Below are 12476 nucleotides of genomic sequence, written 5' to 3' on the forward strand. Positions count from 1 at the left end.
CACCTTGGGTCAAGCACTTACGCCAACTGACTTATTCATGGGTGCGGAAGAAATGAAGTATAGTCTCCGCTGCTCGACGCTCCAGGTCAGTCGCGGGCGTCAGACCGCTGCGAATTAGAATGATCGGCTCTTTTGTAAACTCCTCGATGATTGGAATGGCCCGAATGCGCTTCCCATCGTAGGTCTCCGCGTAGGGAGGGACCGTATAACTAATGCCGATGCCTTCGCCGCCGCCAACGAGGCTCCGCATCACCTCCAGGGACTGGACCCTATGCTGAACTGTCGGTTTGGCATTTATCCTCTGAAACAGTCGAAGGACATGTCGTATCGACAGGCCTTCCTCTGAAAGTATGAGAGGGAAACGGACCAGGTCCTGAAGACTGATCGCCGATAGTCCGGCCAACTCCGTTTCGTCGGCAACGAGTGCACATGGGCCCAGCTTGATCAGCGCCTGTCTTTCAAAACTGGTATCGAACCCAAGATCATAGGTCACGCTGAGGTCGATTCTATCCTCAAACATCTCTTTTGCTAGCTGCGTAAATCCCCCAATACGATAGTGAACGTCGGCCTCAGGTAAGCCAGCTGACAGGACCTTCAGCAGAGGCCCGAGATAAAAGGGCGCCAAGTCGTCAAAGAAGCCGATGGTAATGCGGCCACTGGTGAATTGCCGCAGGCCTTCGGGGTCATCAAGTTTTCGCGCTAGATCGATGAGCTCTTCAATACCCTCCCGGTACCTCTCGCCGGCCGGCGTCAGGGTGATGCGCGCGCCCTTCCGCCTCTGAAAAAGCTTCTGGCCAAGGCGCTCCTCAACTTGGGTTAATGCCACCGACAGCGAGGGTTGGGAAACATTGAGCTGAACAGCCGCGCCAGAAAGGCTTCCGGCTTTAGCCACCGCCAAGACGTATTCGTACTGCCTAAGGGTAAGATATAGCATCAGACTAATTGCCTATTTATAAGACAGTATTGGAAGATGGCGTTTTTTTAACGGTATGCTCAAATTGTTCCTAACTGGGAGGCATAAATGGCACATCCGCTTCTAACACAAGACCATATCGAAAGCTTCCAACGCGACGGTGTGGTGATAATCCGCGGCCTCTTCAAGGATCATGTCGAGACCTTGCGCGCCGGTATCGAGCGCAACATGTCAGAGCCTGGTCCTTTTGCGTCGGAAAACCTAAAGACCGGCGATGCGGGCCGCTTTTTTGATGACTACTGCAACTGGAACCGCATTCCAGAGTTCGAAGAGGTCATTTTCAACGCGCCCGCTGGCGAAGTGGCCGCAGATCTTATGAGGTCTCAAGGGGTACAGATTTTCCACGACCATATCTTGGTCAAGGAACCTGGTACCTCCAAGCCAACCCCCTGGCACCAGGACTCACCATATTATTTCGTGGAAGGCAGCCAGACGGTCAGCTTCTGGTGTGCACTTGATCCTGTTCGTGAAGCTTCGCTTCGTTGTGTTGCGGGCTCCCATCTTTGGGAAAAGCCGGTACTGCCAACTCGTTGGCTTTCCGAGCAAAACTTCTATGCCGGCGAGGGGCAATATATGGCGGTGCCTGATCCGGAAGCGGAGGGCATGGACATCAGGGAATGGGAAATGGAACCAGGCGACGCGGTCGCGTTCAACTACAAAGTTCTGCATGGTGCAAGAGGCAACAATTCGGCTGCACGTCGCAGAGCTTTTTCTCTCCGACTCGTTGGGGATGACGCCCGCTATGTCGAACGGCCGGGCCGCACATCTCCTCCGTTTCCGGGGCATGAAATGCAGGAAGGCCAAAAGTTACGCGAGGACTGGTTCCCCGTCATCTTCCATCGTTCCGCAATGAAGAAGGCGGTCTGACGGCCGGTTGATAGATATCATCGGTCATTACTTCACAGATTTCAAAGTTTGTGGCGGTCCCTGACCGCCACATGATCGAGATCCGGCGCCAAAGACCGGTTGCGATAGAACTGCCAACCAGAGTGGAGAACCAAATGAATTTTAAAGTGACATTGATATCCGCCGCCATCGTGCTCGCCGGCTGTTCAGGCCAGGTGATGGCCAAAGACTGGAAGACCGTCACAATCGTCACAGAAGGCGCCTATGCGCCGTGGAACCTGACGAACTCGGATGGTTCGCTCGGCGGGTTCGAACCCGAACTGATGAAGGCCGTATGTGAACGCGCGAAGCTGGAATGCAAGTTCGTGACCGGCGATTGGGACGGGATGATCGCGGCGCTCAACGCCGGTAAGTATGATGTGATCATGGACGCATTATCGATCACCGATGAGCGCAAAAAAACGATCGACTTCACAGTTCCGTACGCGTCGACGCCGGCATCATTTGCGGCCGCGACCGACAGCGACCTGATGAAGGCCCCCGGTACGGGCACATTGATCAAAATGATGCCCGGCGAGACCGGCGTAAAAGACGTGGATGCCCTCAAGGCGACATTCAAGGGAAAGACGATCGGCATCCAGGCTGCAACCGTCTACGCTAAATTTGTTTATGACAATTTCGGTTCGGTCGCCACCGTTCGAGAATACAAGACAGGCGGTGAGCGAGACCTCGACCTGCAGAACGGTCGTATCGATCTCGGTTTCGACGACACTGCCTATTTCAAGACCGCATTTGATGCGGCCAAGGGCATTTTGGCCTTCACCGGCCCAGAGATCGGTGGCACCATCTGGGGTGACGGCGAGGGCCTGGGACTGCGAAAGAGCGATACGGATCTTCGCGATAAGTTTGATGCTGCGATCAAGTCCGTTATTGCCGACGGTACCCTGAAGACACTCTCGATGAAATGGTTTGCAGCTGACGTTTCGCCGTAAGCCCATGATGTGACCTCTCGGCCAACAAAAGCTTGGTCGAGAGGTCCGTCGCGGCAAACTGTTCCTCAATGGCCTTTGGGCGGCATCAAAGGACACGTCGAACCATGTCTTCATGGCAATTAATTGGATTTGGCCCCAATGGCTGGGGAGCTCTGCTTCTGACTGCATCGTTCATGACACTTGCGGTCACTATTACCGCTGTGTTGATGGGTGCTCTCCTTGGAGCCGCGATTGCTGCAGCCAAGCTGTCCGGCAACACGGCGCTGGTGGCGCTTGGAAAGGGCTACACGATCATCTTCCAAGGGGTGCCAGAACTCCTGATCATCTATCTGATCTACTTCGGGGGATCGTCGGCAGTATCCTATGTGGCGAAGCTGTTCGGATATGACGGCTTCGTCAGCATACCATCTTTTCTATCAGGCACGGTGGCGGTCGGGCTTATATGTGGAGCCTACCAAGCAGAAATCTTCCGCGCCGCCTATCTCGCACTTTCGAAAGGCGAACTCGAGGCTGCCACGGCAATCGGAATGTCTGGGGCGTTGCGCTTCCGGAGAATCATCGTACCTCAGGTCCTGCGACTTGCCATTCCGGCGCTGAGCAATGTCTGGCAACTGAGCTTGAAGGATTCTGCGCTGATATCGGTCACCGGGCTTGCGGAACTGTTGCGCATGAGCCAGATCGCCGCCGGCTCCACGCGTCAGTATTTTACGTTCTTCATCGCAGGTGGTGCGATCTACCTCCTCCTTACGGCATTCTCCGACAACATCTTTGCTCGCGCTGAAAAGCGGGCGAACCGCAGTATGCAACCTTCCCGACTTACCGACGCTTAAGGGGAAAATAATGGATCTCGCGTTTCTATACCAGACAATGGGAACCCTGCTGAAGGCGTTGCCAATGACCTTGGCCCTGTTCTTGCTGTCTGTGTTCCTTGGATGCATCTTTGCATTGCTGATCGTCTGGATGCGCCTTTCCGGCAATCGGCTCCTCTCCGGTTTCGCCAAGGGCTATGTCTTCGTCTTTCGTGGCTCGCCACTGCTTATTCAGATGTTTCTAATTTTTTACGGTCTCGGTCAGTTTGGACTAATCCGCCACAGCTTTCTGTGGCCTGTCCTGCGAGAGCCTTTTTTCTGTGCCGTCCTGTCTCTGGCGTTGTGTGATGCAGCCTACTCCGCAGAGATATTCCGTGGAAGCATTCGCGCGGTTTCGCCAAGGGAGATCGAGGCGGCCCGCGCAATCGGCATGTCTGGGTTTCTTCTGGTGAGACGTATCATCGCCCCCATCGCATTGAGGCACGCGCTGCCTTCGTACTCGACCGAACTGGTCCTGATGATGAAATCGACTGCGCTTGCGAGCCTGGTGACTGTCTGGGAGGTCACCGGTGTCGCGCAGCGGCTCATCTCTCAGAGCTACCGCACTATGGAGGTCTTTCTGTGTGCGGCTGTGATTTATCTGGTCCTAAATTTAATTATTGTGCAGCTCTTCAGCCTGCTGGAGTTTCGTCTCTCGGCACATCATCGCGCTCGGCCGGATGAACATCGCGTAAAGTTCTCTGGCGTCACAGCGGCAGGCAATCGATGACACAGCCGTTGCGCCTTTCAGTTCACAATTTGCATAAGAGCTTTGGAAGCCACGCGGTTTTGCGCGGGATTTCACTTGAGGCCCGACAAGGCGATGTTATCTCGCTGCTGGGTGCATCAGGATCGGGAAAGTCTACGCTACTGCGCTGTATCAATCTCCTTGAATTCGCCGACAAAGGCGAGATCTGGATAGATGGTGAACAGATACGCTGGCTGCAGAAACGGAGTGGAACCGTCCCAGAGAACTCTCGACAAGCCTGCCGGGTGCGATCCGAACTTGGCATGGTGTTTCAGTCGTTCAATCTTTGGTCGCATATGACAATCCTGGAAAATGTCTTGGAAGGCCCGCTTCGTGTCCTGAAGCGACCGCGGAATGAGTGTCTGGAAGAGGCAGAACAGCTATTGGAGAAAGTGGGGATTTACGCCAAACGAAGTGCCTATCCGGTCCATTTGTCCGGCGGACAGCAACAGCGGGCAGCGATTGCTCGAGCACTGGCCATGAAGCCTAAGGTCATGCTGTTCGACGAGCCGACTTCGGCGCTCGATCCTGAATTGGTGGGCGATGTCTTGCGTGTCATGCGGACTTTGGCTGAAGAGGGAATGACGATGCTGGTGGTTACCCATGAAATGAGTTTCGCTCGTAATGTATCGAACCGGATTGTTTTTATGAGAAACGGTGAAATTGACAGCACGGGGTCGCCTGACCGTATGTTTGGTGACGATGCCACGGTCGGCTTTTGTCAGTTCTTGGGAAGGTCAGATCGCTGATAATCCGGCTTATGCTTTGCGGCGATTATGCGCAGTCGCCTTTCCACGAACTCAATGCAAGCATCATACTTAGTGGGATCCAACCATGCTGACTTCATGCTTTGCGGGTTAGCGGTTCGGATCCCTTCACATCAAGGTGAGTAATCCTGAACCCACTAGGGGCCGTCCCGTTAGCCCTATCACGCTTACCCGTTAATCCGCAGCGCTCAGTGTTCGCTCGAGCGAATGAAGGCCAACAGACCCTCTGCATTTTGCGACAAATACTGAACCATACAATAGTCCGGACTATCTTCGGTCACAGCGCAAGCTGATGTGATAAACCAGCTAAATTTCCGGTGTTCCGCACCTCAGCCTTACGCTTCAGGGCTTTGATATTGTTAGAAAACACCTCCATAGGAGAGCGATCGACGGTTCAAACTGCATCAAGGCGAGCGCATGTGAGCGGGCCCGTTAAGCGGAAATTATCTCCGCTTAAATGAGATGCCGCAGGTTCGAATCCATTCAAGCGCAATCGACTGTTTTGTCCACCCTCGGCACTTTACATCAAATTCAGCCGAAGGATGACTGGCGACACAGCTCAGGAGAAGTTTTCAAGCACCGCCAGGAACGTGTGCCGGTCGCCCTGTCCCTCCGTCAACTTCACGCGCCCCTCGATGTCGGCGAGGTGATGGTCCATCAGCTCTTTCGCTTTAAAGGCATCCTTATCCTTGACCGCCGCCACGATCATGCGGTGGTGGTCCGCACCGCAATCATCCTTTCGGTCTTCCTCGTAAAGGGCCATGACCAGCGAAAGACGCGCCACGATCTTGGCCAGCATCTCGGTCAGAACCGAATTGCCGGCAATCTCCGCCAAGGCGATGTGGAACTTGCCTGACAGCACGGTCTTGGATTTCTCATCGCCATGATGATGGATATGTTCTTCCTCGTCCGTCAGCCTCTGCAGCGCATCGAGTTGCTCGTCCGTTGCCCGCTCCACCACGAAATCGAGCAGAAGCCCTTCGACCTTGCGGCGTGCCTCGAACAGGCTTTTCGCCTGCTCGATACTCGGCTCAGCCACAAAGGTGCCTCGGTTTCTCTTTCGCTCCAGCAGATGGTCGCTTTCAAGAACGCCGAGTGCCCCGCGCACGACCGTGCGGCTGACGCCAAAGTGCTCGGCGATCGCTTCTTCCAGGATTTTCGTGCCCGGCTTCAGCGCGCCTTCGCCGATGGCGTTTGCCAGCGTCGTGCGGATACGCTCGGAAATATCGTCGTTGCTGTCGCTGGCATCCACGGGGCTGGTGCCGGCGGGAATGGACTTGGCGCTCTGGCGGCGCGTCTTCTTCATGGTGGTCTCCGGGTCGTGCCTGCCCATCGACATGAGAGCGGCAGATCATTCAGATCAGATATTCGCCTGCGATAATTATTTCCATAATTATCTTCTTGCGCAAACAGCTTTGCCGGCGCGGCAGTCCTGGTGCGGTTGCGCTGGCGAGACTATCGCCAGCGCATCCAGCTGTATCAGGCGGCCTTCTGCCGCGAGACCGTCGAGGACAGTGGAATACCCTTGTCGATGCAGATCGACTCGATATGGCTGGCCGATGCCTGGATGAAGCCGATGGCTTCATTGAAACCGTAAGACTGGGTCTCGTAGGTCGGATAGCCGTACTTGCTGCTCTCGTAGGCTTGCCAATCCATGACTTCGCCGGAGCGGACCCGCACGTCATAGGCGTCGATCATGGCAAAGTAGGCCTCCAGCTCGGTCGCCGTCAGGTCCGGGTGGGCCGCCCGCCAGATCGGATCTTCGATCTCGATACATTGGCGCGGATTGGCCTTGCGTCGGTTGTCATCGGTCGACTGCGCGACTTCCAGCGACAGGTTCAAGGCGGGATTGGCTTCGGCGAGGATGGGGATGATCGCCGAGAAATCGACGATGCCGTTGCCACAGGGCCGGGTCTGGAAATCCAGGCCACCCGGCGCGCGGTTGACATAGGCGTCCTTGATATGGGTCTGGCGCACGAAGGGTGCGAGGCGCTTGGTGGCAAAGACCGGATGCTCGCCGCGCTGCAGCATGTTGGCGGTGTCGAGCACGACGCCGACCACGTCAGCACCAACGTTTTCGATCAGCCGGAGGATTTCGAAGGAGGTGATCTCGTCGTGGGTCTCCATGTTGAGATGGACGCCGTTTGCGCGGGCAACGGGCGCGAGTTTCCGGAGAACCTTCTCCATGGCGAGGAGCTGCTCTTCCCAGGTGACGTCGGTGCGGAAGCGGTCGTTGGCAAGCCTGCCGGGATAGACGGCCTTGAAGTTGCCCGGTGATACCCAAAGCTCGAAGCAGCCGACGGCGGCCCCGGCCTCGATCATGCGGGAAAAGCCGGCGATGATGTCGCCGCCGCCGATTGCCCGGAATTCCGGCGCTTCGGCGCTGCAGTAGGGGTTGATCTTGCCGACACCGCCTTCAAGATAGAGGCCGAGTTCATCGGCCTTGGCGCGGATTTCCCCCAGCAGGCCGAGGTCGAGGTCGGGGCTCATGTCCAGCATGGTGCTGAAGAAGATGCCCTCAAGGCCGAGTTGCTTGACGTGGTCAAGGCTGGCGAGGGGACCCCGTTTTTTGACCTCCGGCAGTTTGAGTCCGTCGATTCCCAGTTTCATGGCAGTCTCCTTGTCGTTTCCTGGTCGGATGCGCTTCAATGGCGATCCTTGATGATCTTGTGCAGCTGGTGATTTCCGATGGCCGGCGATGCTCGCGATCGCTAGGTTCGGGGTTTTCTGGCCGAGGTACGATCCTTCGGCAGAAGGCTTTGCTCGAGAAAATGCTGGCCGATGGAGGCTACGCTTGTGATCGCGAGGTACCAGATCGAGGCGACGAACAGCATTTCGATGACGAGGAAGTTGCGGGCGTAGATCGCCTGCGCCTGGGTCAGAAGATCCTGCATGCCGATGACCGAGACGATGGCGCTGGCCTTCAGCATGCCGATCGCTTGGTTTCCCGTCGGGGGAACGATCAGGCGTGCCGCCTGCGGCAGGATGATTGTCCACAGGGTCTGCCGTGATTTCAGACCGAGGGCGGCCGCGGCGTCGCGCTGGCCCCGATCGACGGAGACGAGACCACCGCGGATGATTTCCGACATGTTCGCGGCCTCATGCAGACCGAGGGCCAGGAAACCTGCCAGCGATGGCGTGACGAGATCGTTGATCGAGATGACATGCGTTCCGATGCCGATCTGCGGGATGAACAGGGCGATATTGAACCAGAAGAATATCTGGACGATCAGCGGCACGCCGCGAAACCACCAGACGAAGGCCGCCGTGATCGCCTTAAGAACGAAATTCTGGCTTGTCGCCATCAGGGCCAGAAGGCATCCGAACACGATCCCGAATGCCATGGCGGCGACGGTGAGTTCGAGCGTCAGCACGACCCCGCTCAGAATGGACGGATCGAACAGGTATTGGGGAACCTCGGACCACTGCACGCTCTGGCTCTGGGCGACGATAAAGGCGAGGACGGCCAGCACCAGGATTGCAGCCGTTCCTGTTGCCACCTGGCCCCACTGGATCGACCGTGTTGGGGGCGGAGCAAGATAGAGCGTTGCGGGTGTTGCGCGAAACAGGGCCATCGGCTCAATCCGCAGGCATGCTGGTTGCATCGTTCACCTTCACGGTCGGAACGGCCAGCGCTTCAAGACCCCATTTTTTCATGATCGCTCCGTAAGCACCGGAGACGCGCATCTGCTCCAGCGCGCCAACGACCGCATCGCGCAAGCCTTCACTATCCTTGGCGACCAGCATGCCGAGGTAACCGGTGGCAAGGCGTATATCGGGAAGCGCCTGCAGGCCCTTGCCGTTTCCGGTCTGGTGTTCAGTGGTGTAGACGCTGGTGGCGTAGCCGTTGACCGTGGCATCGGCGCGACCCGTGCGGACGGCCTGGAGGACATCGGGCATTTTGGGGATCGACAGGATGGCGATCGGGGTCGCGCATTTCACTGACGCTGCCTCGACCATCTTCGCCTGGAATGTGCCGACCGGCACGGCTACCTTTCTGCCGCAGAGGTCCGCCATGGACTTGATGCCAAGGGGATTGCCCTTGATGGTCATGATCGTGGTGGCATCATACATGTAGTCTATAACGTCGAGCCGCTTTTCCAGCTCCGGATCGTCATTGATCCCCGATATGGACATGTCGAAGCGCTTTGCCAGGATAGAGGGAACGATGGCAGCCCCTGCGCCGACGTCGGTCATCTGAACTTTGACTCCAAGGATGACCCCGAGCGTGTCGGCGATATCGGCGTCGATCCCGATAAGCTTGCCATCCTCGCCATGGAAGCTGATGGGTGGCGTCAGGTCAGTCGCGATCTTGAGTGTGCCAGACGACTTGATAGCGGCGGGCAGCATGTCGGCCAGCTTTACCGTGAGCGTGACTCCGGGAAGTTTGGCAACGTCGATCTCCTGTGCGCTACCGTGCGCAGCAAAGGCGAAGGTAGCGATCAGAGTGGCGACTGCCCTTGTCAATCCTGTCTTCAAATGTCCCGGTACGCTTCTCATGGAATCCCCTTTGCAGTTTCCTGTTGGCGCGACATGCTGAAATCATCGATGCAATCGTCGTGCCAGTCATAGGGGGCGAGGGATCAGGAGTTTGATATCTAACGGTTATATCTAAATCATCGGACTTATGGCAATCTTTCCCATATAGTTTCGCATAGATATTCGCATAAATAATGGTCGATATTTGCGTTGAAATTTGATGATATTCATAGTCTCTCGCTTTTTAGGCTCGTATTGGTCAAGTTTGAGGTTTTTGACAGCTCATACACACGCCAGTCTTCTCCAAAAGGCCAGAATCGCGGGTTTGAGCAAGCGAATACCTCGCTTCTTTCGCTTAAAAATTGCGCGGCTTTGCTGAAAGTTTGAGCGAAAGAACGCTTCGCACAAATTCGTGCATGTATATAATTATAAATTTTCGAACATATATAAATCATATAATGTGTTTCAATAACAGCGGCTTGTGATTTTCATACACCCGCTACCTCGAAACTGGCACAGCCATTGCAGCCTGGTTCTCATGAACAACCTCGTTGCAACATTGCCCTCCAAGCTTTCCTTCCGCCTGCCGTCGGAAAGCACCGAGCCACATGTTGCTGCCGCGCAACCGCAGGGAAGCCAGATGTCGGACACCTCGCATACTTCTGACCGGACCCGCCTCAGCGTCCAGGGATTGACGCACAGCTACGGCGGCCAAAATGCAGTCAGTGACGTCTCCTTCGATATCGAGGCAGGCGAGATCGTCGCACTCCTCGGCCCGAGCGGCTGCGGCAAGTCGACCGTCCTGCGGGCGATTGCCGGCCTGATCCTGCCGAAGGCGGGCAAAATCGTTCTCGGCGATACCGATCTCGCGCATCTCTCGGCCCGGTCCCGCGGCATCGGCATGGTCTTTCAGAACTATGCCCTGTTCCCGCATCTGACGGTTGCTGAAAACATCGCCTACCCGCTGGCCTGCCAGCAGGTACCGCGTGCGGAACGAAAGGCTCGCGTCGAAGAAATGCTGTCGCTAGTGCGGCTCGGCGGCTTCGGCAATCGCCTGCCACGGGAGCTCTCCGGCGGCCAGCAGCAGCGCGTCGCCGTCGCCCGCGCCATTGCAGGGCGGCCGTCGCTCCTCCTGCTCGACGAACCGTTCGGGGCTCTCGATCGCGCCCTGCGCTTCGACTTGCAGGTGGAACTGCTGCATTTGCAGAAGACCCTGGGGATCACCACGCTGATCGTCACGCACGATCAGGAAGAGGCGCAAAGTCTGGCAAGCCGCCTGGTGCTGATGAACAAGGGCAATGTCGAGCAGATCGATACGCCCATGGCCGTCTACGATCGGCCGAAGACCCTGTTCGTCAACACCTTCATCGGCCAGGCAAACCTGCTGCAGGGAACGGTCAAGGAACTCGGGGACCAGAGCACGGTGATCATTCTCGCTGAGGACAGGACGTTGCGCCTTCCACGCCGCCTGAAGTTTACCGTCGGCTCCCCGGTGACGGTTGCCTTCCGGCCCGAAGAGGTGCGCCTGTCCCCACACTCGACCGAAAACTCACTGCCCGCCCGCATGACTGTCTCGGTGCCCCTGGGTCCGACCCTTGTTCATGACCTTCTGCTTGAGGACGGCACAAACCTGCGGGCCTCCGAGGTCAGAAGCCCATCCACCAGCATCCCCGAACGGGGCGCGCAGCTCTTTGCCAAGATCGATGCATCCCGGTGCCATGTCTTTCCCGCCCAATCCGAAAACGTCCAGTGAAGACCACGTCAACAGAGGTGACCATGATGAAGAACGCTCAAATGACCCGTCGTGCATTCGGCTTCCTGGCTGCAGGTGCCGCCGCATCCGCCATGCTTCCGCGTTTCGCGCAGGCAGCCGGCGGTACGGCCGTTGCGGCAACCTTTCCCGGAAGCTGGGAAGACGCCTACCGCACCGTTCTCACTCCGATGCTGCAGAGCGCCGGCTATGACCTGACTGTTGCGCCGGCCATGGCACAGGACCAGCTTGCCAAGGTCATGGCAAGTCCCGGCAACCCTCCCTACGACACGCTGCTGATGTCGCCGGGCCAAATGGCAGTGGCCGTCGACAATGACCTGATCCAGAAGATTGATCCGACCAAGCTCAAGAACTGGGACAAGCTCGACAAGTCCTTCCAGGGCGAATACGGCCCGACCGTGACCATCGAGGTCAACGGCATCGCCTACAATCCTGACCTCGTTCCGAAGCCGAAGGGCTATCGCGATCTCTTCGAGAACCTGGCCTACAAGGGCAAGGTTTCCTGGACGGGGTTTGCGTCGAACACTGCCGTCATGGCCTATACCGAGATTGCCAAGATATTTGGCACTGGCCCAAACGACATGGATGCCGTCTTCAAGCTGTTCAAGGATAGCCCGGAACAGCGCCAGGGCGTCGTCGATAGCACCAACCACCAGATGACGCTCTTCCAGCAGGGCGAGATCGCCGTCTTCATGTGCAGCACCAACAATGTGGCGCACTTGAAGAGCCTTGGTCTGAACGCCGAGTTCGTCCATCCGGAAACGGGCTCGCCCGCAGCCCCCGTTAACATCCACCTGGTCAAGGGCTCGCAGAACCTCGAGGCAGCCTATGCCTACATGGATGCTGCCATCTCGAAAGCCGCCCAGGACCTGCTCAAGGAGCCGCCGACGGAGATGTTCCCGACCAACCGCGATGTCGAGCTGACCCCGAGCATTGCGGCCTATGTTACCCGCGAACAGCTCCCCACCATGGTCTATCCCGATTGGGTCGCCATCAACAAGAACCGCTCGGACTGGATTCGCCAGTTCGACGCACTCGTTGCCGGTTGAGGT

Annotated in this window: 12 protein-coding genes; 7 read left to right on the plus strand and 5 right to left on the minus strand. The window is 57.1% G+C overall.

The features are described from left to right. Positions 1 to 31 precede the first annotated feature (31 nt). Positions 32 to 934 (minus strand): LysR family transcriptional regulator, encoded by a 903-nt coding sequence (locus tag J5278_RS27640; RefSeq protein ID WP_219259306.1) that lies wholly within the window; start codon positions 932 to 934, stop codon positions 32 to 34. Positions 935 to 1021: 87 nt separating this feature from the next. Here J5278_RS27640 and J5278_RS27645 point away from each other — a divergent pair, with 87 nt between their 5' ends. The 5 genes from J5278_RS27645 (at position 1022) to J5278_RS27665 (ending at position 5156) form a co-directional block, all read left to right on the plus strand. Next, positions 1022 to 1840: a phytanoyl-CoA dioxygenase family protein gene (locus tag J5278_RS27645; RefSeq protein ID WP_219259316.1), complete on the plus strand. Its 819-nt coding sequence runs from the start codon at positions 1022 to 1024 to the stop codon at positions 1838 to 1840. 134 nt (positions 1841 to 1974) lie between these two features. Continuing rightward, positions 1975 to 2811, plus strand: coding sequence for a transporter substrate-binding domain-containing protein (locus J5278_RS27650; protein WP_219259455.1), 837 nt, complete (start codon positions 1975 to 1977; stop codon positions 2809 to 2811). 104 nt (positions 2812 to 2915) lie between these two features. Continuing rightward, complete coding sequence (locus J5278_RS27655; protein WP_219259318.1) at positions 2916 to 3641, plus strand: ABC transporter permease; 726 nt, start codon at positions 2916 to 2918, stop codon at positions 3639 to 3641. 10 nt (positions 3642 to 3651) lie between these two features. After that, positions 3652 to 4389, plus strand: coding sequence for an ABC transporter permease (locus tag J5278_RS27660; RefSeq protein ID WP_219259319.1), 738 nt, complete (start codon positions 3652 to 3654; stop codon positions 4387 to 4389). Continuing rightward, a complete protein-coding gene (locus J5278_RS27665; protein WP_219259321.1) occupies positions 4386 to 5156 on the plus strand; it encodes an ABC transporter ATP-binding protein in 771 nt (256 codons plus the stop codon). Before J5278_RS27660 ends, J5278_RS27665 begins: the two co-directional genes overlap by 4 nt. A 577-nt stretch (positions 5157 to 5733) precedes the next feature. On the opposite strand, the gene J5278_RS27670 is transcribed toward J5278_RS27665, so the two are convergent. From J5278_RS27670 to J5278_RS27685, 4 genes are all read right to left on the minus strand, one after another. After that, the gene (locus tag J5278_RS27670; RefSeq protein ID WP_219259323.1) at positions 5734 to 6480 is read right to left on the minus strand and encodes a GntR family transcriptional regulator; all 747 of its coding nucleotides are present in this window, start codon (positions 6478 to 6480) and stop codon (positions 5734 to 5736) included. A 173-nt stretch (positions 6481 to 6653) separates the two neighbouring features. Then, complete coding sequence (locus tag J5278_RS27675; protein WP_219259325.1) at positions 6654 to 7784, minus strand: sugar phosphate isomerase/epimerase family protein; 1131 nt, start codon at positions 7782 to 7784, stop codon at positions 6654 to 6656. A gap of 101 nt (positions 7785 to 7885) precedes the next feature. After that, positions 7886 to 8749 (minus strand): amino acid ABC transporter permease, encoded by an 864-nt coding sequence (locus J5278_RS27680; RefSeq protein ID WP_219259327.1) that lies wholly within the window; start codon positions 8747 to 8749, stop codon positions 7886 to 7888. A 4-nt stretch (positions 8750 to 8753) separates the two neighbouring features. Then, entirely contained in the window at positions 8754 to 9674 is a 921-nt protein-coding gene (locus J5278_RS27685) for an ABC transporter substrate-binding protein (protein WP_219259329.1), read from the minus strand. 517 nt (positions 9675 to 10191) lie between these two features. Here J5278_RS27685 and J5278_RS27690 point away from each other — a divergent pair. Both J5278_RS27690 and J5278_RS27695 read left to right on the plus strand, forming a co-directional pair. Next, positions 10192 to 11406 carry an ABC transporter ATP-binding protein gene (locus J5278_RS27690; RefSeq protein WP_219259331.1) on the plus strand — a complete coding sequence of 405 codons (1215 nt, stop codon included), beginning with the start codon at positions 10192 to 10194 and terminating at the stop codon, positions 11404 to 11406. Between the two features lie 26 nt (positions 11407 to 11432). Beyond that, positions 11433 to 12473 (plus strand): extracellular solute-binding protein, encoded by a 1041-nt coding sequence (locus tag J5278_RS27695; protein ID WP_219259333.1) that lies wholly within the window; start codon positions 11433 to 11435, stop codon positions 12471 to 12473. Positions 12474 to 12476: the final 3 nt, after the last annotated feature.

The organism is Rhizobium sp. B21/90, assembly GCF_019355815.1.
Lineage (GTDB): Bacteria > Pseudomonadota > Alphaproteobacteria > Rhizobiales > Rhizobiaceae > Rhizobium > Rhizobium rhododendri.